The sequence below is a fragment of the Nocardia asiatica NBRC 100129 genome (assembly GCF_000308415.1).
In the GTDB taxonomy this organism is placed as follows: Bacteria; Actinomycetota; Actinomycetes; order Mycobacteriales; family Mycobacteriaceae; genus Nocardia; species Nocardia asiatica.
Window position 1 is genome coordinate 1 of sequence record NZ_BAFS01000442.1, and the last position, 22,367, is coordinate 22,367.

Genomic DNA, 22,367 nt, shown 5'->3' on the forward strand with positions numbered 1-22,367 from the left:
GTCGGTCGCTCCAGGTCCAGGTCGTCGCCAGCAGCAGCTCCTGGACGCGCTCGCGATTGTCCTCGGAGATGTCGGCGGGCTCGGCCCCCGGCTTGCGGTGCACCGTGAAGTAGACGACGGCCAGCTCCGACTCGGTGGCCCGCGCCGAATAGGCGATCTGCTCGGCGTCGAACTGCTCGCGCAGTATCTCGCCCATGCGCACGCGAACCTCGGTGGAGTAGCGATCGCGCGGCATGTAGACCAGGCAGTAGATGGTGTCGCTGCGCGAATCGCGCCGGATGAACAACCGCACCTGCCGCCGCAGGCCCAGATTCATGACGGCCGAGACGGTTTCGAACAGCCTGCGCGCGTCGGTGGAGAACAGCTCCACGCGCGGGAACGACTGCATCATCTCCAGCATCGCCTGCCCGGAGAACGAATTGAGGCCGAAGCCGGCCCATTCGATGACCTGCAGCACGCGCCGCGAGATGATCGGGATGTCGAGGATGTTCTCGTGCAGGCCCGCGACGGTGAAGGTGCCGACGAACACGTGCTCGCCCTTGACCATCGCGACCGTGTCGCCCCAGGCCGCACGACCGCTCGGGTCGCTCGCGCCGTAGTCGGCCACGCTGATGAAGTACAGATCCCGCGATCCGGGCAGCAGCGAGTCGACCGAGCCGTTGGCCATGCGCAGGACCGTGCGCTTCGCCCCGACCACGGGCACGCTGATATCGGCGGTCGCGCCGCCGGCCAGGACGCCGAGCCCGGTGCCGGGCAGCTGCCACGGCTCGAAGTCGGCGTTGGCACTCGGCGCGGAGCGCCGGAAGTGGTAGTAGCCGTAGCCCAGCGGCGTGAAGTGCCCGTCCGACAGCCAGCGCAGCAGCCCGGCGGTCTGCGGGATCTCCGCGTCGCCCGCCCACTGCGCGGCTTGGTCGAGCTGGTCGGCGACGGTGTTGAGCACCTCGACCATGGTCGGCGTGTCGTCGGCCACCTGGCGCAGGTCGGCGAGCAGCGGCGGCAGCGCGCCCTCGATGCGGTCCACCAGCTCGTCAGGCAGGCCGGCGCCCAGCTGCACGTGGATCCACGACTCGCGCAGGGTGTGTCCGTCGGTCTCCCCGGCTGGTTCGGTCTCGCCGTCGCGAGGCGCGATGGACAGCACTCGGCCCTCGGCGTCCCGGGAGACGTCGAAGATCGGGTGTACGACCTCGGTGACCGTCGCGCCGAGGCGGCGCAGCGCCGCGGTGACCGATTCGACCAGCAACGGCATGTCGTCGTTGACGATCTGGATCGCGGCGCCGAGTCCGGCGTTGTCGTCCGGGCGGTAGACCCGGGTGGTCGCCGAGCCGGGCGCGCGGGTGGCCGCCAGTTCCAGATGCTGGCGGAAGATCCGCTCGGCTCGATCCGTGATCGCCGATGCCGAGGAACCCGGCTGGATCATCCACCGGAAGTAAGCCGCCTCCAGATCGGTCGGATCATCGCGGAACCGCTTCGGTGAAATCGTCTGCTGGGTGGTTGCCACCATCGATCCGTTGCCTTCCCGAGAACTGCGCTCGTACGTGTTTCGTACTTCACATAACGTACCGCTGGATAACGGCACAATCAACAGTGTAACAATAAAATCCTGCGGCGGACATGGGAAACGACGTCCGGATCAGGGAATTCCCGCGGTCCGGCGGAGAGGGCGCTGTCAGGTCAGCGAACCAGTCCCGCCCGCGACATGAAGGTTTGCGCGGCAGCCCGGCCCGCGAACGTGCCCGTCTCCAAACGCAGACCCGTCCGGGTATCCGCGTACCAAACGGTTGCCGAGGGGCCGATCGCCGCATAGACGGGGCCGTCGACCAGGGCGGTGCCGCCGGAGCCGCGCCATCGGGAGATGCTGTCCGCCAAGCGATCCTGCTGCGCCGTTTCGACGTAGAAGATCATGTCCCGCCCGCCCGCGATGCCGCCGAACAGCATCGGGTGGTTGGCGGCGATCACGCACTTCTCCCCCTGGCCACCGGCGTCGAGCCGCTGACAGGTGGCCGCCGAGCGCAACGCGCCCGGCATGCCCTGCACGGGCGTCGTGGCGTCCGAAAGCGACGGCAGGGACAGCGAACAGGACCGGAAGGCGAAGACGGCGGCAACGACCAGCACCAGCATGCCCACCCCGAGGGCTTGCCACTGCCACCGCGGATACGCCTTGTCGACGATGAACCGCTTGGTCTCCGCCCCGACCTTCTCGGCGACTTCGGCGACCTGGGCCGGCGCCTTCTCCACAGCGGACTTCGCCGCGTCCGCGGCCCTGCGCAGCGGGGCTCCGCAGTGCGCGCAGCGGGAATCCGCGCCGGTGTTGCGGTGCGAGCAGTACTGGCAGACCACGTCGTGCAGCGTCGACACGTCAGCGCCCCGTGACGACGACGGAGGAGATCGCGGTGATGTTGACCGACGGATCGCCTTTGGACTCCAGCACTGTCAGCACGATCTTCGACGCGCTCACCGCGGGCTCCAGCTTGGTCACCACCAGAGTGCGCTGATCGAGGGTCGGCTGCGTGTAGACGGTCTTGTTGCCGTCGTCGAACTGGTACGAAACGCGGCTCACCGTCCGGTATTTCGCCCACTGATCGGTGCCGTCGGCACTGATGTGATCCCAGCCGGGGACAATGCCGATGGAGTCGATCTGATACGTCTTGCCCAGGTCGATGGTGATGACCTGACCGTCCACCTTGTAGGCGCGCACGCAGGACCACGCCTTGCCGGTCTGCCCGCCGAACGCGTCCATCGCCGAGGTGCTGCCCGGCGGGCACTTCGAGTCCGCGGACTTCACCTGGATGATCGAGCCCGCCGCAGGCGCGGCCGAGGTCGTGGGCGCGGCGGAGGTCGGCGGCGGCGTGACGACCAGCAGCTGATCCTGCGCCGTGTTCTTCTCCTGGCCGCCGGTGGTGACCAGCAGCAGCACCAGCAGCACGGCGACCACCGCGGCGACGATCAGCGCGACCCTGGGCTTGCGCAGTTGGACGAGGACGTCCTTGGCCATCCGCTGCGCGGGCGCCAACCGGTCGGCCGGTGTGGTGGACGCGCGTTCCGGTTCCGGCTCCGGTTCCTCCGGCGCGGTCGATCGCGCGGCCACCGAGGAGTAGTCGTTGCGCAACTCCATCGCCGGGGCCGACTCCTGCGCCTGCCCGTTCAGCAGCGCGAGGATGCGCTCACTAGCTTTCGGGCCGTCACCGCTGCGCCGCCGCGGCGCGACCTCCTGCGGCTCGGAGTCCAGGTCGGGCAACCCGAGCGAGGCGGCGCCGAAATCCGGGCCGTCACCGAATTCCCCCGTGGCGCCGGGCGGCGCGCTGTCGGCGAGCGGCGCGGCGGAAGACCCGAACGAAGGATCGGAGAGCAGCGCGTCGAGGACCGCGCCTCGATGACGGAGAAAGACGTCTCCCGGGTCCTCGGCGGGCATGGTCCGGATCGTATCCGGCCCGGGTCACCCGCCGAGCGCGCGCTATTCCCGCTGGAGAGAACAGCCGACCCGTCCGGTCAGCGCTTCTTCTCCTCGGTCACGAAGTACTCCGGCGGCACGTCGAAGACTCGCGCCAGCGCGATCACCAAGTCCAAGCGCGGGATCGCGTCACCGTGGATCAGCCGGTAGAGGCCGGACTGCGACACCGGCACGTCCGGGTAGGCCAGTTCCAGGTGCTGAGCCAGCGAGTAGAGCGTCAGTGACCGCGTCGACCCGTCCTCGGTCGAGACGACGGATTCCGCGATCAACTCCGACAAACGGCTGGAAAAGATCGCCGCAGCGGCCTGCCTGGGGGTCAGCGCGTCCCCGGCGTCCGATTGAGGGAGATCGCCGCCATCGGAATGGGTTTCCGCTACCACGGTGATAGACATTAACCGACCACTCCCATCAGCTCACGCGACGGCCACCGGGTTGCGGGGGTGCAACCACGGGTCCCGAAGCCTGCGCACCGGGCGCGGGCGGTCCGTCGACGGTATCGAAATATCGTGTTTCGCCTCTCGGCTCGATGAGGTCAACCCGCACCGTGCGCATCGGGATGCTCACGTCCACCGCGGTCGCGCTGACCTGCTTGATCGCGAGATCGGCCGCACGCCTGCGCGGACCGCCGGGCTCGCTGATGGTGACCGTCGTGTGCGCGTTGGACGCACGCGGCGGCAGGTGGTCGAAGACCGCGATGGTGGCCGGCTCCGCGTCCGCGGCCCCCTGGGCGCCCGGGTGCCCCGCACCCGGATCGGCCAGGCGCATCGAGCGCTGGTCGCCGACCGCGGTCACCAGCTGGCGCCAGCTGTCCGGTCGCGCCGAATGGATCTCGACGTCCGCGCCGACCACCATCGCCCGCAGGATGATCTGCTGGGCGACCGGCAGCATCGCCTGCACGTCGATGGTGCGCCTGCGCGGATTGAACCGGGCCGGGTCGAACAGCGGCAGCGCCAGAGTGTGCCGCGGCTGACCGCTGATCGCGCCGAGGATCTGGCCGTTGGGACCGATCGCGATGGCCAGGTCGGCGGCGAACTCGTCGGGTGCGATGTCGGCGCCGGACTCGAAGCCGCGCAAGGCGCGCACGGAAGCGCCGGTGGGCAACGAGGCCAGCAAGGCCGTGGATTGAGCGCCGCCGAGCAGCCGCAGGTAGTCCGGCGGTTCGGTGGTGACCGCGGGACCGATGAACCGGACGAGGGCGCGTGGACCGGCGGTATCGTCGGTCAGGCTCACCACCAGCGTGGTCCGGCCGCGGTTCCAGGTCCAGCAATCGTCCAGGCCGACCCCGTCCAGGCGGGTCCAGTCGATCAGGAAGCTGGTCACGCACCGTCCGGGCACCGAGGACTGCAGATTGCTCCAGGTTTCCCGCAGATCGGAGAGTTCCACGCCCGCGTGCAGCAGGCGCGTCGCGTCCCGGAGGGCGGCGGCGGGCAGGGCGTGCGCGGCGATGCCGTGCTCGCGCAGCCGTCCCGCGATCCGGTGCGTGGCGCTGGCCAGCGCTTTGGGCGCGACCACCGCGCACGGACCGCGCTTGCTCAGCGCCGCGAGGTTGCGTTCCTGGTCGAGCCGCACCACCAGCCAGGTCAGCCGGTCCCCGACTACCGGGTGCGAGCCGATGAGCTGGTCGTAGAGCATGCTGTAGCTGCCGGAGGAGCGGACGCGCTGGCCGGTCGTGACGATGTCGATGTCGACCGAGATGCCGAACTGGTCCAGCATCGGCAGCAGCAGGTCGACCGGGATGGTGTCCTCGGTGTAGAGGGTGCGTTCGGAGATGACGGTCGGCAGGTCCAGGTTGGGCGCGAGCTGGATCATCGCGACGAGGGTGTCGCCCGCCTCGTTGACGCCGCACACGCCCGCGGCGACCTGCACGTCCCGGATCCGCGCGAGCTGGGTCCGTTCCTGCGCCCGCGCGGCGCGCCCGGTTCGGTAGGCCGCCCAGTCGAGCAGCCAGCGGACACCGGTCCGTCCGTTCACCCGGACGGTCACCGTCACGACCAGGACCGTGACCACCACCGCGCTCACCCACCACGGCGTCTTGGCCGACAGCCCGGCCAGCAGCGGGCTGCCGACGACGACGAAGGCGGCGAACGGACCACGCTCGACGCCGGCGACCCGAACGCTCGGAAAGCTCACCGGCGCCTCCGCATCACGGAGTTCAGGTGGCTGCCCGCGAGACCGAGGAGCACGGCCGCGAGGATGACGACGGTCGCGGTGATCGCGGGCCGCAGGTCCTTCGCGCGCGGTGCGGGCGGGATGGGCAGTTCCGCGGACCGGAACAGACCGGCGGGCTGCTGCGGCGGCGTGCGGTAGCTCAGGGCGGCGAGCGGGTCGATCATGCCCGCGCCGACCATGTTGTCGATGCCGCGCGCCGGGGCGTGCGCGCTCGCTTGCAGACGAGCGGCGATCTCGCGCGGGGTCTCATTGGGAAACCGCGACCGCAGCAGCGCGGCCACTCCGCTGACGTAGGCGGCCGCGAACGACGCGCCGCCGACCGGCACCAGCTTGTCCGGTTCGCCGACGCCGTTGATCAGGCCACCGCCGCCGGGACCGAGCGATTCGATGCCGGTGCCCGGTGCCGCGACCGAAACCCACGGGCCGGTCAGCGAATCCGGCATCGGCGCGCCGGTCGCGGTGGTGAATCCCACCGTGAGCACGTCCGCGCCGAACCACCCCGGCGTGGAGATGGTCTTCACGTCGCGCCAGTTGCGCGGGTCGGCGGGCCGGGCCGGGTCGACGTCCGGATTCTGCGCGCAATTCGCGGCGCCCGCGCTGTTGCCCGCGCCCGCCACGATGAGCGCGCCGCGAACGTGGACGGCATGACCGATGGCCGCCGACAACATGGATTGGTCCACCTGCGCGTCCACCGGCAGGCAGATCGGCAGCGACACCGTGATCACCCCGGCGCCCTGGTTCGCGGCGCGGGTGATCGCCCTGGCCAGGGTCCGGATCTCGATGGCTATCCGCTGGCTTTGATCGGAAGTGGGACGTTCCGGGATGAACGCGCCCGAGCGGGTGCGGATGGAGATGATCCGCGCGTCCGGGGCCACGCCGGAGAATCCGTCCGTGGGATCGGAGGCCGCGCCGATGATTCCGGCGACCAGCGTGCCGTGCGCGTCGCAGTCGGACAGGCCGTCGCCACCGGCCGCGAGGTAGTCGCCACCGCCGACGAGGTTGGGCAGGCGCGGATGGGGCTGCACGCCCGTGTCGATCACCGCGACGCTCACCCCCGCTCCCCGGCTCAGCGCTCTGGCCCGGCGCAGGTCCAGCGCCAGTTCCGGCGGCGGGGTGCGGGTCAGGTCGCTGTCGGGCAGCACACCCGCGGCCAAACAGCCCTTGTCCTGCTTCATCGGCTGCTCGGGGCCCGGCGGGTCGTCCGCGGGCGGTACGCCGACCACGACCTGCGGCGGTTCCAGCGCGAGGGCGGGGGCGGCGGTGACGGCCAGCATCACCCCGGCGAGAACCGCGACCGCGGTACTGCCGACCTTCATCAGATCCCTCGCATCGCCGTGTAGACGCCCATGGTCCAGAACGCGATCACCGGAACCACCAGGATCAGCGCGTATTCCACCAGATCGATGACCCGGCGGGTCACCGGTGACAGGCGCTTGCCGGGCAACTGGAGCGCCGCCACACACGCCGCGCACGCCGCGATGGCCACCACGACGCCCACCACGAGGCGGGGAGCCGGAGTCTCGTAGGCGCCGACCAGAACGAAGCCGACGCCGCAGACGGTGAGGGCGGACCCCGCGATCAGCGCGATCGCCTGCACCCGATCCGGGTGCCAGCGCGAGCGCATCGCCAGCAGGCCCGCGATGGCGGCGGCCATGACGATCTCGCGAATTCCCCCTGGGCTGTGCGCGGCCGAGAGCACCGCGGCGACCGCCAGCACCGTCGAGATCGCGGCGATCAGGCCGCGCAGGCTGGTGACGGCCAGCCGGGCGCGGCCCTCGATACCGGCCTCGGCGTTGTGGCGCTGCTGTTCGCTGTCGGCGGGTGTCTCGTCTCCGTCGCGCACGGTCTCCGCGTCGAACAGGTCGGTCAGCGTCGTCGGCGAGACCTCGTTGCCCGGGTCGGGCAGATCCGGCGGCCGGATGCGCGCGATGGCGACGGCCAGCCGTGGCGCCATCGTCAGCAACACGATCCCGACGAACACCACGCCACCCGCGACCTGTCCGACGGACAGATCGATGTAGGTCAGCGGCAGGGCGGCCAGGGTCAGCGTGACGCCGAGCACGGTCACGGCCATCAAGGTCGCGATGCCGACGCCGCTCACCCGCATCATGGTGGCGGCGGCCACCGCCGCCACCACCGCTCCCGCCGCCAAGTTGGCGGCCGCGAACGGGCCGGGCTGGCCGTAGGCGGGCGGCACCAGCATCGCGCCGCCCGCGAACAGCAGCGGCGTCGCCGCCAGCGACAAGCCAAGGCAGATCTTCGCCGGTGCGTTGTGCCGCCGGGCCAGCGCGGCCGCCGCCCAGCACAGCGCCCCGAGCAGCAGGGCGGGCAACCCGCACCAGAGGGCCGAACCGGTCATCGTCCACGACCAGGCCAGCATCGCGGCCGTCGCCGCGGCGCCTGCTCCGAGCACGGTCAGCCCCGCGATCGCGGCGGTGTCGGCGTCGAATTCGGCGAACTCGCGCTCGTTGATCAGCGCGAGCGCGTCGGTGATGTCCTCGACCAACGGCGTGAACACCTCGGCCGATTCGACCACCGACAGCAGCAGCACCGCGCCGTCGGTGACGTCGTGGTCGGCCAGGCTGCGCCAGCGCGGAATCGGCGCTTCCCCCGGGCGGGCCAGGCTCCACTGGCCCTGCGGCGGCGTGAAATCGACGCTCTCGTCGTCGATCGCCGAGGCCAGCACGACCAGCAGATCATCGATGAAGGTCTCGATGGTGAACTTCGTCGGCACCACCACGTCGACCTGGTAGCTGGCGACCATCACGGCGATCCGGGCCCGTGCGACCTCCGCCGACGGCTGCGTCCCGGCGGGCGCGGGCGCGACGGCAGTGCTCATCGCCACCCTCCGCGGTCACCGGAGTTGTCCGCGCCACCGGAGAGGTAGCCGGGGAACCCGTCGGCCAGCCAGGCGGCCAGTTCCTCGAACGCGAGCGCGGTCTCTTTCTCCAGCAGCCGCAGATCGATCTCCCCGCCCTCGGCCAGATGCGCGTCGTAGGGCAGCACGCAGGTGGGGCGCTGCGCGGTCTCGAACAGCTTCTCGATCGCGTCCACCTCGACGGTCGGCTTGAGCGGCTGGTGATGCACGATGCCGACGATCGACTTCGCGATGAGATGTTGCAGGCCATGGGTACTCAACCAGTTCAGGGTGGCCACCGCGCCGGTCACGCCGCCGACCGTGGCCGGGGTGACGACCACGACGGCGTCGCTGGTCTGCAGCACCGTCGCCGTCGCGGAGTCGAGCACGCCGGTCCCGCAGTCGACCACCAGCAAGTTGAAGTGCTTGCGCAGCACCTCCACGGCGGTGCTGTACTCGCGGCCCGACAGCGCCTCGGTGGCCTCGGTGCTCCACGGCGACGCGATCACGGCGAGGTCCGCCGAGTTGATCGAGGTGAACGACTGCACCGCGGAGAACGCGTCCAGGTTCTGCGACTGCGCCAGATCCCGCAGGGTCAGACCGTAGGGATGGCGGCAGGTGCGCGTCGAGAGGTCGCCGAAGTCCGGGTTCGCGTCGATCGCGACCACCCGGTCCGGGCGCAGGCTGGCGAAGGTCGAGCCGAGCGTCGCCGCGGTGGTGGTGCGGCCGACGCCGCCCTTCACACTGATCACGGCGATCTGATAGGTCGTGGTGAGCTGGCGCCGAATGCGCGTCTTGCGGTCCTCGGCGCGCTGCTCGGCGGGGGAAAGGCCGAGGTTGAAGCCCACCTTGTTGAGCGCACCGCGCACACCGGAGTTGGAGCGCAGCTGCGCGCGCTTCGCGGCGGAGATGTCGGCGAGCAGTTCGATCTGGCTGAGCGCGGCGGGCAGCACCTCGATGCGCGGCGTCGGCTCATGGGTCGAACGGTCGATGCGCTCGGGAACCCACGGGCGTCGCCGACCCGGACGCCCACTCCTGGTTCGCGGGCCCGGCCTCGTTGCGCGCGAGCGCCTGCGAGGGCTCGGCAGTCCGCTCGGTCCGGTACTGCTCGGCGCCCTGCTGCTGGGCCGAATAGGACTGCGCCGCCTGCGGCGGTGCCTCGACCGGCGGGGCGGCCGAATACTCCCGCTGCGTATTCGGCTGCGGAGGCCGGACATTCGCCTGAGGTGGCTGGGCGACAGTTTGCGGCGGCTGGGGATTCACCTGGGGTGGGGGCACACTCGCGCTGGGCGGCGGCGCGACCACGCCCGCCGACCGGTGTTCGGGTTCCGCCGCCGCGGGCGGCTGAGGCTCACGCGGCGGTTCGACGTGGTTGAAGTTATCGGCATCCTGGCGCGTTTCAGCTGCGGGACCCTGCGCGACGGCCGCATCCGCCAATTCGCCGGTAGGTGCGAAGAACGCGTCGTAGCCGCCGCCGGCCCGCGCGGCGTCGGCCGAATGGCCGTTTCTGCTCGGTGCTCGGTTCATTTCCGTCGTCCTCTCCACAACCACGGTCCGACGTTCAGTTCACTCTGCTGGTGTCGAACCAACTTCGACCGGGCAGCAGGTCGATGAGCGCCCCGATGCCCGACCGCAAGGCCGCGTCGTCGCCGGGGGCGTATCTCGCCCAATTCTGTCCGTCCATCGCGACGCTCGGCGTCACGATGATGCGCCCGGACAGCGTATCCACCACGTTCACGCTGTATATGGGATGCGCGGAGCTGCCGTCGTGATGCTCTGTGATCACCACTTCCGCCCGTCGGACAATCTCGTCCAGCACCCGGCTCAGCACCGCGGCGGCATGCGGTTCCGCACCGAGTTCTACCAAGGCGCGGCGCCGTTCGTCCTGGTCGTCGGGAATCGCGCCGAATTGCTCTACCGTCGCGGCGACCGGCTCGAACTGCAACATCGGCGCCGGCCCGAGCGCGGCCAGGACGGCGGCCGGCAAAGTGTCGAGCTGGTCGTCCTGCTGGAACACCGACTGGATGACGACGTGGTCGTCGGAGCGCACCGCGAGCACATGGGTCTCGCCCGCGCGCACCAGCGACATCCGCAGCATTCCTTTCGGCTCACCATCCAAGCCGGTGTCCAGTATCCGCACCGCCATTTCCACGTCCGGCCGATACAGACATCTCAGCCAATGCTCCACTACCGGGTGCACGCTTCCGTCCTCGAGCACGCCCACTTCGGTGAGCTGCTCGGCGACTACGGCGTACACCCGATCCCGATCCTCGATGCGGTAGATGTTCGGCAGCAGCGCCAATACCGGCGGATAGGACTCGATCCCGACCAGATGCTGTAACAGCAGGGCGGCATCGACATTCAGGTCGATTGCGACCGGATCGTCTTCCACACCTTCCTCGAATGCATTGTGATCATCTCCTCGACTGGATATCCACCTCGGCGAGCTTCACCGAGGACGTTCCGCGGAGGCGAGCACCGCTTCGTCTTCGTTTTCGTTTCGCTCGATGACGCCGACCGCCAGTGCCGGTTCGAGCATCGGCTCGTCTCGGCTGTCACGGTCCTCGTACTCGATGACCCCGATGACCGGAGGTTGCTCGAGTACCGGAACATCCTGAGGTTCGCCCGGCACGAAGACCCTCGACGACCTCTTCTCGTCATCGCGGCGTCGGCGCATCCGCGCCTTGGGCGCCACCGCACCGCGCGGCGGTCCCTTCCGGGCCATCGGTCCGGACGCCGTTTGTTGCGGCATGGCGCCGAATGCCCGTCCGGCCCCCGGATTCCAGCTGGCGGGCATCCGGAATCCGGTCGCGGCGCCCGGCATCGATCCGAGGCCGCCGCGGGCCATGTTCAGCGCGACGAGACTGCCGGCTCCACCGCTCAATGCGGCCAGCGTCGGCGAGTTCTGCGACGTGCCGTAGAGCCAGGACTGGTCCGTGGCTCCTTCCCCCGTGCCGTTCATTCCCGAATCTCCGGACCAGCCATTGGCATTCGGGTCCGGCGACAATTGGTCGGGATTGGTCGCGGGGTCCAGCGGATCCGCCGGCTGTGTCGGATCCGCCGGTTGAGTGGGATCCGTCGGCTGAGTCTGATCGCTGGGTTGTGTTGTGTCTCCGGGTTTCTGATCGCCCGTCCCGGTGTTGTTGTCCGATCCGGTCGGCCCATCGCCCTTCGACGTGTTCGATGTGTCCGTCTGCTGGGTGAAGTCGTTACCGTTGTAGTCGTTCGGGTTGTCGTAGGACACGTTCTGCGTCTGCGGGCCCGGCCCTGGGCCGCCGGTCACGATCGGTGGCGCCTCGAGCGGTGGCGGAAGCGCGGCCAGGGTGGGCACCAGCGCCCCGGCGTAACCGGCCATCACCCCGAGGGCGGCCCCTCGCAGCGCCAGCAACTCGGCTTCGGCTTCCAACAGCACCGGCCCGCTCAACGGACCGAAGCCGCCGCCGAGCGCGATGCCCTCCTGTATCCGGACCTGGGCGGCTTTGGCTGCGAGGACCGCCATAGCCGCCTTCGCCGCGGAGGAGATGTCGGCCGCGCGGTCCAGCAACTGGCCGGTCGCCTCGGCCACTGCCGCCTGCTCACGCAACCACGTCGCATGTTTACGGAACGCCGCCTGCGCCTGGTCGGCGGTAAGCGCCTGGAACGTACTGCTCATCTGGAGCATCGAACTGTCGGTATTGGCCGCGGCGGCATTCAATCGCGCGGCCATTGCCGTATAAACCTTGGCGGTCGCCCGCGTCGTGGCGACCCCATCGCCGGCGAGCACCGGGGCGATGATCCCCTCCGGCCCCAGCGCGCCGAGTACCACTGCAAGCATCTCGTCAGCTTTCGCTCGCGCTATCCGCGCCTAGAACGCGGCTACTTTGCTGATTACCTGGCCGTGCCCGGTCACGTCGCCGGCAGCGAAGGCTGCGCCTACTTCCGGTAGAGCGACCGCACCATCGGTTCCCAGGGCAACGCCCTTTGCCGTGGTGGGGAAGAACAATCCCGCTTGCTTGGCGCACGCGGTCGGGATGAGCGCGCTCACGTCATCGAGCCCCGGCGGGGCCGGGACAGCGGCGGGAGCGGCCGCGCCGAGCATCAGCATCAGATCCTCGGCGCTGACGCCGAGCTGGGAAGCGATAACCGGGAGATGATCCCAATCGACAGCGAGATGCATGGAAGTCTCCTAACGACCCGTACCCACTCTTGGCGAGTAGTACATCGACATCGAGCGGTGCAATCAGAACGTTAAGCTATTCCCATTGCTGGGGATGACCAGTCTGGCTCGCATTTTCCCCGTAGGCCGCATCGTCGCCGCCCGCAGAATCCCGTCCGCATCCGGGCCGCGCGTCACGTGACGCGAGTCGCCGGACTCTTCCCGAACGGCACCCACGACATGCGATCGCCCTCGACGATGTCCGGGTGACCGGACTCGTCGAGGGCGACAGCGGATAGTGATCGTTCTCTTCGCCAGCGCTCGATGGCAACCGAACGCCACGACCAGGTTCGATCGTCGGAGCCGGACCCAGTGACGTCACACCGGACGATGGACCGGAACGGCGAATCGAACCACGCGGTCGTTACATGCCGATCTGCGAGAACCGCATGGCCTGACCGGTATCGACGACACGGAACTGACCGTCGATGCCGGACACGGCCTTGGTGGCGGCCTTGAGATCGGTCAGCGCTTGGTTGTACTGGTCGATCAGGTTCTTGACGCGAGCCTGCAGCTCACCGTTCGAGGTACCGGCGTCACCCTGGAAGTTCTGCTCGAGCAGCTTCACGAGCGTGTCCCGCTCCCCCGCGTCGATGGTCATGTCGCCGAGCACCTTGTCGGTGCGGATGACCAGGCCCTCGACGGCATCGTAATCGTTCTTCAAAGCCATTTTCCGAAACCTTTCCCGATTGTTTTCTGGCGCAGACCCGGCATCAGAAATTCATGTTGTATTTGTTTACCTGCGCCGCGTTGTGCTGATCTTCGCTATCGAAGGTCGCGCCCGCGGAATTCAGCGCGTCGACGATCTCCATGAAGGTCTGGTGCAGCTTCCCACCCCGGTCGAGGGCACCCTGCATGGCCGCCTGGATGGCGTTTCCGGTCGCGCCCTGAACGGCGGGCGCGTACTCCATCTTGATGCCCTCGAGAATACCCATGTGGTTCTTGAAGGTGTCGGCGTGCGTGAAGAACTTCTTAGCGGCTGCGTTGATCTCGGACGGGTCGCCGGTGTAGCCGATGGGCATATCTGTTCCTATCCTGTAAGGCGTTTACCTTGCCTCGGACGGATTCGCCGAGGACGTTGACAGCGTGTGTGTCGTAATCATCGATGCGCGGCTCGGGCCATCGACTACCTCGACCACACCGATTACCGGGGGTTTCTCCAGTACCGGCACCTCCTGGGTTTCTCCGGGAACGACTGCCGCCGCCGGATCTCGGATCCCCGTCGTCTCGATGACGTCCCGCATCAGGGTCGACGGCACCGCGTCGGCCGGGCCGAGCCCGGCGCAACCGCGGTGCTCCCCACCGAATTCCCGTGGCATCCAGAACGGGTCGGTCACGGCCTCCCGCACTGCCGGTGGCGCGATGCCGAGATCCGGGAGTGCCATGGCGAGACTCCAATCGAGCGTGACTACCAGCTCGGATCGAGCGGCTGCTAAGAAAAACGGTAATTTATTCCCAACCTTGGGACGGAGGGCGAAGTCACATCTGCTGGGGAACCCAGGCCACCTGGACGAGGTCTCGGCGAGAACTCATGGGCTCCACGTAGATTCCTCGTCCCGGCGGTTGCTTGGTGGCTCGCACGTCGCTGATCAACACGCCGTCGAGCTTCGAGCCGTCCATGATCAGACCCGAGGAATTGAGGTTCTTCATCTGACCGATCACGTTGTCGTACAGGGCGGTGTCCGCCTGCGCGATGTTGCGCGCCGCGATGACGTGCAGACCGGTGTCGCGACCGTCGACCAAGATCTCCTTCAGCGGCTCCAGCGGGTTCATGGCGCCACGCTGCGCGATCATGTGATAGTCGTCGATCACGACGAAGACCTCGGGTCCGCTCCACCAGGACCGCTCCGCGAGCTGCCGGGTGGTCACATTCTCCGGTGGGCGCCGCGAGCGCATCTTGTCCACCAATGCCGGTAGCGCCTCGCGCACGTCGCGCTCGTTGGTCACGTGCCCGATGAGCATTTCCGGCGGCACCGTCTCCAGATGCCTGCGCCGGTAGTCGATCAGCAGCACGCGCGCCTGCGACGGATCGTACTGACGCTGAATGGACGCCAGCAGGGCAGCCAACGTGGTGGACTTACCCGACCCGGTCGAGCCGAGGATGATGAAGTGCGTCGACACACTGAAATCGATGGTCGCGGGCCGCAAATCGGATTCCCGGAGACCGAACGGCACTACCAGGCGCTGCGCGAGCGTCTGCGCCGCGGGCCATCCCGCGCGCACCTCGTCGATGCCCACCTGCGGCGGCAGCAGTTTCACCTGCGGCGCGCGACGTCCGGCAAAGCGCTGTGCGACCTCGGCGGAGGCCGCCGCGAGACCCTCCGCGGCCGATTCCGCCTCGCCCACCCCGTCGATGCGCGGCAACGCCGTGAGCATGTGCAGGCCGTCGGAGGAGATGCACCGGCCGGGCCGATTGGCGGGAATCGCCGCGACCACATTGCGGTGGACGTTGAAGGTGGTGTCGGCCAGATCGCCCAGACGCATCTCGAGGCGCGTCTGCATCAGGTCCTTGATCGCCGGTCGGATGGCGATCCAGCGAGAACTGCTCACCACCAAGTGGATGCCGTAGTTCAAGCCCTGCAGGGCAATGGATTCCATGACGGGGGTGTACTCGTCGTAGTACGGGCCGTTCATACCGAACCCGACGTCCCATCCGTCGATGACCAAGAAGACATCGCCGTAGGGATCGCGGTCCAGCCACGGCGCGCCGCCCGCGCCATCGCGCATCGTGCGGAACTTCCGGATGTTGTCGATGCCGAACTCGGTGAACATCGACTGCCTGCTCTCGAGCAGGTTCGTCACCAGCGCTATCGTGCGGCGGATGCGGTCGCCGTCGCGCGCCGCGGCGACCGAGCCCACGTGCGGTAGATTCGCCAGACTCGACAACCCGCCGCCGGAGAAGTCCAGGCAGTAGAACTGGACCTGCTCCGGGGTGTGGGTCAGTGCTGCGGACAAGATGAACGACTGCAGCGCGGTCGACTTGCCGGACTGTGTACCGCCGACGATGGCCATATGGCCGCCGCCGCCGGACATGTCGACGGACCAGACGTCCTGGCGCTGTTGACGCGGCTTGTCGACCAGCGCCAACGGCATCTGCAACGCCCCCTGCGGCACCGCACGCACCATTCGCTCCAACGTGGGCGGCGTCACCAGCGGCGGCAGCCACATCTTGTGCGCAGGGTTTCCGTGCCGGGCCAATTGCTGCAGGACCGCTTCCATCACGGTGATCGTGTCGCCGTCGGCGGCCTCGGGTGCCTCTTGGACGACCACCGGCTCGACCACCACGGGGCGGGTATCGACGATATGACCGGTGATGAAGCGCTGCGGCGGGCGGTATCCCCCACCGGGTCGGCGCGCGCGCTGCGCGGAGGCCGCGGACACCTGCGCGGGCGGCGAGTACTTCTCGCCCACGTACGCGGCCTGGAACCGCTGAAGGTCGCCGGAGCCGACCCGCAGATAACCCGAACCGGGCTTCTTCGGCAGGTGGTAGGCGTCCGCCGTGCCGATCGCGTCGCGCGAGTCGCTGGTCTGGTTGGTGCGCAACGCGATCCGGTAGGAAAGGTGCGCTTCCAGTTCGCCCATCCGGTTGGCGGGCACTTTCTGCGACGCGAGCAGCAGGTGGATGCGCAGCGATCGGCCCAACCGGCCGATGGCCACGAAAAGCTTGGAGAAGTTCGGGTACTGCTCGAGCAGTTCGGCGAACTCGTCGAGGATGATCAGCAGCGTGGGCAGCGGTCGCAGGTCCGCGCCTTGCTCCCTGGCGCGCTCGTAATCGGCGACGCTGGCGAAATTGCCCGCGTCGCGCAGAATCCGTTGCCGCCGCGCCATTTCACCGTTGATGACGTCTTCCATACGGGTGACGAGGTCGGCTTCCTCCTCCATGTTCGTCACCACGGCGGTCACGTGTGACAGCCGGTCGAAGCCGAGGAAGGTCGCGCCACCTTTGAAGTCGACGAGCAGCAGGTTCAACACGTCCGGCGAATGTGTCGACACCGCCGAAAGCACCAGAGTGCGCAGGAATTCCGACTTACCCGATCCGGTGGCGCCGATGCACATGCCGTGCGGGCCCATGCCTTCTTCGGCCGATTCCTTGATGTCGAGATAGACGACACTGCCGGCCGGATCGTGACCGAAGGGAATGTTCAGCCGGGCCCGATCCTCGTCGCGGCGCCGTACCCACGCCTGTTCGACGCGAATGGCGCCGGGGTCGGCGATGCCGACCATCTCCTCCCAGGACGTGCCTCCGCTGGCCTGCTCGGCGGCCACCGCCTCCACCACTGTGGACAGCCGATACGGCGAGAGACTGCGCGCCATCGCCGTCATCGCCGCCGCGGACAGCGTGTCCGCGACGCCGACACGACGCAATCCGCGCGGAGTGACCTCGTTCAGCGACCGGTCCTCGGTCACCGTGAAGCGCAGCGCACGGGGCAGATTCTGCTCCGAAGAACCCATCCGCAGCCAGGTGCAGCCATCGATGCCGGAGATGTCGCGGTCGCTGGCGGGCCCGCTGACGTCGACGATCAGCAAGTAGTGCGTGCGATCCAGGGTGGGCTGCGAATTCGCCGAGAAGGGGCCGCGGTTGAGCCCGGCGAGCACCTTGGTGCGCAGCTCGGCGACGGTGCGGTAGACCATCCGGCTGGAACCGATCGCGTCGGTCTCGCTCGGATGCTGGGTGTGCGGCAGCCATTTCAGCCAAGACCATTCCGGCGCGTCCGGATCGGACAGCACCGCCGCGACCGCCACCTGATCGGGTCCGTGCAGCACCGCCACCTCGGCGATCATCGCGCGGACCAGCCCGGCCACCAGTTGCGCGTCACCGTCGATGCCGACCTGCGGCGCCGACAGCAGATTGATCGCGACCGGCATACCGCCGACCGTCGAGTACGCCTTGGCGAACCGGGTGAGTTCGACGACGCCGACCGGGTCGAGGTCCGATGTGGGCGCGGCTTCCGGGACGATCACGCGCACCTGGTTGGCGATGCGCCCCCGGCCGACCCGTACCCGCAGGAATTGCGGACTCGCGACCTGCACTTCCCACATCCGCTTGCCGCCGATCAGGCGGGCGATCTCATCGGGTCCGGGATGGGTGTAGCGCAGGAAGGCATACAGTTCGGCTTCCGCACCGTGCACCGTCTTGCGGTTGTCGGTGAGGCTGCGCAGGTAGTCCTTGCGTTCCTCGTTGAGGCTCGCCGCGCCGCCGCCGGAGTTGCCCGCGAACGCGCCGCCCATCATGCCGAACATCGACACCAGCATCATGGCGGGGAACATCAGCATCATCGGGTTCATGGCTCCGCCGCCGCGGAACATCATGACCATCATTCCGCACATGGCCGCCACCATGACCACGGGCATGATCATGCGCAGCCGCGACGGCGGGACCGGCTTGGGCAGCTCGGTCGGCGGTTGCAGCCGCAACTCGGTCACGGCGGGGGCTTTGGGGCCGCGCACCGTCCGCGCGGGGCGGACGAATCGACGAGTGGTGGTCACTACGAACCACCGAGCCCGGCGACGATCTTGTTGTTCGGGATGCCGTCGTGCTGAATGCGCGCTTCCTTCTGGGACAGGGCGGGACCGACCGCGAACAGCGAGATGATGTTCCAGGGCGCCGGGACCGGGGTCCGCAGCGCGAGCGCGCTCAAGGTGGGATCGCCGGTGGTCCCGCCGGGATCGGTGATGACGCCGTAGCGGACGCCGCTGTCGGAGACCCAGTAGAGGGACTCCCGCAGCGGCGACCCCGGTTCCGAGCCGGTCACCTGCACGAAACGGCCGGTGTCCCGGGGCAGATAGGCGGCATCCGCGGTGGTGCCGCGAGAAGCCGCGGAGGTCACCAGGTCGACCGTCCGGCCCTGCTCCTCCTGGGTCAGCGGCAGTTGCCTGCCCACCAGCAGTTCGGTGGCCGCGTGCGGATCGTTCCCGGAGCGCGACCAGTGATAGCAGGTCACACCGGATCGCACGGGGTCGACCAAGCGGATCGGACGGGTGGGATAGGACGCGGTGCCCGGCCACTGCCCCGGACGTAGATTGGCTGCGATCACGTCTGGTCCGACGGTGCGGGTGGACACCGCGCCTTGGGAGTTCGCGTTGCGGACCATCGCCGCCAGGACGGCGCTGATCCGGACCAGACCCGTCTGCGAGACAAGGTAGTAGGAGACGCCCTGATCCGGCGTCGAAACGGTCAGCACCGACCCGACCGGCGTGGTGAACCCGTTGTTCAAGGTGATCGATTCGCCCGCGCCGGGCACCTCGGGCACCCGCAGCGGCGGCGCCTCGGGTATCGCGTTGACCAGGCCCTTGGAGGCGGCCATCACCGGAGCGGTCGAATCGATGCCCAGCGCCATCGCCACCGCGGTGCTCGCGAGATCGATCGCGGCGCGCACCACGCCCTTCTCGGCGTCGCCGTACACCAGCCAGGTCGTCGATTCGTCGCGCAGCAGACGGGCTTCGCCCTCCCCCAGCAGGCGGATGGCGTCACCGTCGACGGTGAGCGGACCGCCGATCGCGGTCGTCCGCACCGCGGAGCGGCTCACCGTCGGCAGACCGGTGGCGGGGTTCACCGGCGCCGCCGCACCGGTTCGCGCGGTGTCGCACACCGTCCACGACGAGTCCCGCTCGGCGGTGTCGACGATGCTGGCGGGCGCCCCGGGAATGCCGACCCACGGCCCGCGCGGGTATTTCGACAGCTCGTCCTTGGACACCTTCACCGGGTTGTCGGGAGAACCGACGATCAAGCGCGCGGAGGTGAGGTTCAACGCCGGGAACAGCCGATTGTTCAACCGCACGTACAACGCGCCGGTGTCCTTCTCCGCCACGATCTTCGACTCTCCGACCTTCTTGGCCGGTTTGAAGAACGCCAGCACGGCGGCGCCCGCGATGATCACGCACGCGAGCGCGATGCCGATGGACAACGCCGTGGAACGACCGCGCTGCGGGTCATCGATCATCGACGCGTCCCGACGGACCAGCGCGTGCTCGATCCGGCGCAGCAGAAAACGCCAACCAGAGATCTGGTGTTTGGTCACAACCCGGAAGCGCGCCACCGGTTCTCGTCCTTCCGCCGCCCTGCTGCCACACCGTAACCAGCGGTCACAGCATGAATACGACCCCTATTCCCATCGTTGGGAATGTCGGGTCAGGGGACGCTCACACCCGCGCCGACGGCGCCAAACCCTCCAGCGCCGCGGTCACGTCGAACGCGTCGATGGTCATGAGCTCTTCGTCGCTCATCGCGGCGATATCCGCGTTCTCCCTGGTGAAGCGATAGTCACGCTCGGCTTCGGCGGCCTCGACCACGTTGCGCACGAAACGGCCGTTGCCGGCCAGGTCGATCAGCCGCCTGCCGTTCTTGCTCTGACCGGCCAGCTCCTCGCAGCGCAGGCGCAGCACCTCGCGCGCCTGCTCGGAGAGGATCGAATCCTTCTTCCGTGCGATGTGATCGGCGATCTGCACCAGTTCGTCGGCGTCGTAGCTGGCGAAACGGATGCGCTTGGTGAACCGGGAGGCGAGACCGTCGTTGGACGCCAGGAACCGGTCGATCTGGTCCTCATATCCCGCGATGATCACCACGAGCTTGTCGCGGTCGTTCTCCATCCGGGCCAGCAGCGTGTCGACCGCTTCTTTGCCGAACGCGTCGCCGCCGGAGAGCCCTTCCTGGATCAGCGTGTACGCCTCGTCGATGAACAGCACACCGCCCAGCGCCGAGTCGATCAGCGCGTTGGTCTTCGGAGCCGTGTGGCCCAGGTGCGTGCCGACCATGTCGTTGCGGGAGACCTCGATGACCTCCGCGTTCTCCACCACACCCAGGCCGGCGAAGATCTTGGCGATCACGCGCGCGATGGTCGTCTTACCGGTACCGGGCGGACCGGAGAAGATCAGGTGCTGCGACCGCGAATCCACGGCGAGCCCGCGCTTGGCGCGCACCTGGTCCATCAGCACACCGGACTTGAGACGGTCGACCTGCTCCTTGACCGAGTCCATGCCGATCTGCGCCTGCAGCAGGTCCGACGCCTCGGTGAGGAGACTCTCGCGCTCCGCGCGCGCCGCGCTGGCGGCCGCCTCGCGCGGGTCGTCACCGGTCTTGGGGTCCCACTTGTTGGTGCGGGATGCGATGAGTTCGGCGGTGGCGACCTCGAATCGGTAGCTCTTGTCCCGCACCGCGCGCTGCCATTCCTCGCGCTCGGGCCACAGCGCGGAGCCCTGCAGTCCTTTGAGGATCTTGTCGGCGGCATCGTGATCACCGTTGTGCCGCATCAGCATGCCGAGCAGGAAATGCGCGTCGGCCCAGATGTAGGACAGATTGCCCGAGGAGCTGTCCTCGACGATCCGCTGCGCGCGCGGCATGGCTTCGCCGAAGCGGCCCAGGTGCGCCAGCGACTGGGCGGTCATCAACTCGGCGGCGATGTCGAGCAGGCCGTCCTCCAGCACCGGCCGGGCGTTGCGCGCGGCGAGCACCTCCGGCCACTGCTTGGTCCGGAAGAACAGCGACATCCGCACGAAGTCGGCGACGTCGTCGCTGGGGACCTCGTCCAAAATCGCCGCTGCTTCCTGCCATTCGCCGCCTTCGGCGTACGAGCAGGCCTGCGCGATGGCGATCTGGTCCCGGTCGGCCATCGCGACGCGCAACCCGTACATGCCGATCTCGACCTGACACCACAGAGCGCGGTCGACCAGACCGGCCCGCTGCTGATCGCGATAGAGGTTGTGCACCGAGCGGTAGGCGCCGTAGATCACCTCCGAGGTGACCTCACCGGCCATGGCGCGCCCGAGCCAGGCATCGCACATGTCCGGGTCGAGGTCGGTGGCGGCCCGAAACGCCGCCGCCGCGTGCTGCTCGTTGCGCACGCCACCCGCGACCAACCCAAGATTCTGAACACCCGTGTAGAACGCGTCCTCGGCCGCTGACACTCGGACTTCCCTTCCGCCGAACTAGCCTGCTCGAACGATAGATTCCGGGGGTCACGCCGCGGACACGGAGCCTTCCCAATAATGGGAAGTTCAGGCGCGTTCCACGCGGCCGACTCCACCTCGTCGGCCTCGGCGACCCACCGGCTCACGCGACAAGCCCGACTCCCGCCGCCGCGACCGACGCACATGCCAATTTTGAACGTGCCGTCATGTAACGGTATGTTTACCGCGGGGTCGGCAATCATCCGCCTGCAGACGGCCCCTACGGCGGCGGCTGGCCAGCCGCGATCCGGTCCCCCAGCCGCCGCGCAGCAGGTCACAGCCGGTCCGAAAATTTCTTGCCGCTATTTAGGTGCACACTATTGAACGTTCCGACAGAAGAGGGTACTGTCTGAACACAGATCGCCGGTCCCTCATCCCGACGATCTGAACCCAAAAGCAACGGCCGGTGGCACCGGCAGGCCACCGGCCGTTGTGGGGGATGAACACCCGAGGCGTTCCGACGCCGTTCGGATGTGACTACGTTTACCACTGTCGACATCTCGACTCAGCAACCCATTCCCGGACTTGGGAATGGGTTTTTTGCGCTCTCCCTCTTCGGTGCACGCGGGTCAGCCGCGCGCACTGGGCGAGTCCGTGCGATCGGATGGCGGGGCCGTCACTCCGGACGGGGCGACTTTCGCGTCGGCCAGGCCGGCGTTCTCCGCGCCGTCGGCTTTCGCGTCCTTCTCCCGGATCACGTGCACCGGCGGCCGCCCGGCGGCGGGAGCGTGCACCACGGCGGGAACCTCGCGGGT

General features: G+C 68.5%; 18 protein-coding genes and 1 pseudogene. All 19 read right to left on the bottom strand.

Features of this window, described 5'->3' with window-relative positions; all coding sequences use genetic code 11:
• Positions 1–1,501: pseudogene (locus ON27_RS33205) on the bottom strand (NAD-glutamate dehydrogenase); the annotation flags it as partial.
• A 170-nt stretch (positions 1,502–1,671) separates the two neighbouring features.
• Positions 1,672–2,355, bottom strand: coding sequence for a hypothetical protein (locus ON27_RS33210; RefSeq protein ID WP_043736577.1), 684 nt, complete (start codon positions 2,353–2,355; stop codon positions 1,672–1,674).
• 1 nt (position 2,356) lies between these two features.
• Complete coding sequence (locus tag ON27_RS40315; protein WP_051047259.1) at positions 2,357–3,409, bottom strand: discoidin domain-containing protein; 1,053 nt, start codon at positions 3,407–3,409, stop codon at positions 2,357–2,359.
• Positions 3,410–3,486: 77 nt separating this feature from the next.
• Positions 3,487–3,840, bottom strand: a complete 354-nt coding sequence (locus ON27_RS33220; RefSeq protein WP_043736580.1) for a helix-turn-helix domain-containing protein — start codon at positions 3,838–3,840, stop codon at positions 3,487–3,489.
• Positions 3,841–3,856: 16 nt separating this feature from the next.
• Positions 3,857–5,578 carry a type VII secretion protein EccE gene (gene eccE, locus ON27_RS33225; protein WP_043736583.1) on the bottom strand — a complete coding sequence of 574 codons (1,722 nt, stop codon included), beginning with the start codon at positions 5,576–5,578 and terminating at the stop codon, positions 3,857–3,859.
• A complete protein-coding gene (mycP, locus tag ON27_RS33230; protein WP_043736586.1) occupies positions 5,575–6,933 on the bottom strand; it encodes a type VII secretion-associated serine protease mycosin in 1,359 nt (452 codons plus the stop codon). Before mycP ends, eccE begins: the two co-directional genes overlap by 4 nt.
• Positions 6,933–8,456, bottom strand: a complete 1,524-nt coding sequence (eccD, locus tag ON27_RS33235) for a type VII secretion integral membrane protein EccD (protein ID WP_043736625.1) — start codon at positions 8,454–8,456, stop codon at positions 6,933–6,935. Before eccD ends, mycP begins: the two co-directional genes overlap by 1 nt.
• The gene (locus ON27_RS33240) at positions 8,453–9,427 is read right to left on the bottom strand and encodes a MinD/ParA family ATP-binding protein (protein ID WP_245560476.1); all 975 of its coding nucleotides are present in this window, start codon (positions 9,425–9,427) and stop codon (positions 8,453–8,455) included. The genes eccD and ON27_RS33240 overlap by 4 nt, the downstream gene beginning before the upstream one ends.
• A gap of 19 nt (positions 9,428–9,446) precedes the next feature.
• Positions 9,447–10,001, bottom strand: a complete 555-nt coding sequence (locus tag ON27_RS45120) for a hypothetical protein (RefSeq protein WP_043736589.1) — start codon at positions 9,999–10,001, stop codon at positions 9,447–9,449.
• Positions 10,002–10,035: 34 nt separating this feature from the next.
• Positions 10,036–10,866, bottom strand: coding sequence for an ESX secretion-associated protein EspG (locus ON27_RS33250; RefSeq protein WP_043736592.1), 831 nt, complete (start codon positions 10,864–10,866; stop codon positions 10,036–10,038).
• A gap of 57 nt (positions 10,867–10,923) precedes the next feature.
• A complete protein-coding gene (locus tag ON27_RS33255) occupies positions 10,924–12,288 on the bottom strand; it encodes a PPE domain-containing protein (RefSeq protein ID WP_083887989.1) in 1,365 nt (454 codons plus the stop codon).
• A 30-nt stretch (positions 12,289–12,318) separates the two neighbouring features.
• A complete protein-coding gene (locus tag ON27_RS33260) occupies positions 12,319–12,630 on the bottom strand; it encodes a PE domain-containing protein (protein WP_043736600.1) in 312 nt (103 codons plus the stop codon).
• A gap of 403 nt (positions 12,631–13,033) precedes the next feature.
• Entirely contained in the window at positions 13,034–13,339 is a 306-nt protein-coding gene (locus ON27_RS33265) for a hypothetical protein (protein WP_043736603.1), read from the bottom strand.
• Between the two features lie 43 nt (positions 13,340–13,382).
• Positions 13,383–13,691 carry a WXG100 family type VII secretion target gene (locus ON27_RS33270; RefSeq protein WP_043736606.1) on the bottom strand — a complete coding sequence of 103 codons (309 nt, stop codon included), beginning with the start codon at positions 13,689–13,691 and terminating at the stop codon, positions 13,383–13,385.
• 24 nt (positions 13,692–13,715) lie between these two features.
• The gene (locus ON27_RS33275; protein ID WP_043736608.1) at positions 13,716–14,054 is read right to left on the bottom strand and encodes a hypothetical protein; all 339 of its coding nucleotides are present in this window, start codon (positions 14,052–14,054) and stop codon (positions 13,716–13,718) included.
• A 94-nt stretch (positions 14,055–14,148) separates the two neighbouring features.
• Positions 14,149–18,156 (bottom strand): type VII secretion protein EccCa, encoded by a 4,008-nt coding sequence (gene eccCa, locus ON27_RS33280; protein WP_051047260.1) that lies wholly within the window; start codon positions 18,154–18,156, stop codon positions 14,149–14,151.
• Positions 18,156–19,706 (bottom strand): type VII secretion protein EccB, encoded by a 1,551-nt coding sequence (gene eccB, locus ON27_RS33285; protein ID WP_043736611.1) that lies wholly within the window; start codon positions 19,704–19,706, stop codon positions 18,156–18,158. The genes eccCa and eccB overlap by 1 nt, the downstream gene beginning before the upstream one ends.
• 103 nt (positions 19,707–19,809) lie before the next feature.
• Positions 19,810–21,570, bottom strand: a complete 1,761-nt coding sequence (gene eccA, locus ON27_RS33290) for a type VII secretion AAA-ATPase EccA (protein WP_043736614.1) — start codon at positions 21,568–21,570, stop codon at positions 19,810–19,812.
• A 611-nt stretch (positions 21,571–22,181) separates the two neighbouring features.
• On the bottom strand, positions 22,182–22,367 hold a 186-nt coding region (locus tag ON27_RS33295), incomplete at its 5' end, for a hypothetical protein (RefSeq protein WP_043736617.1).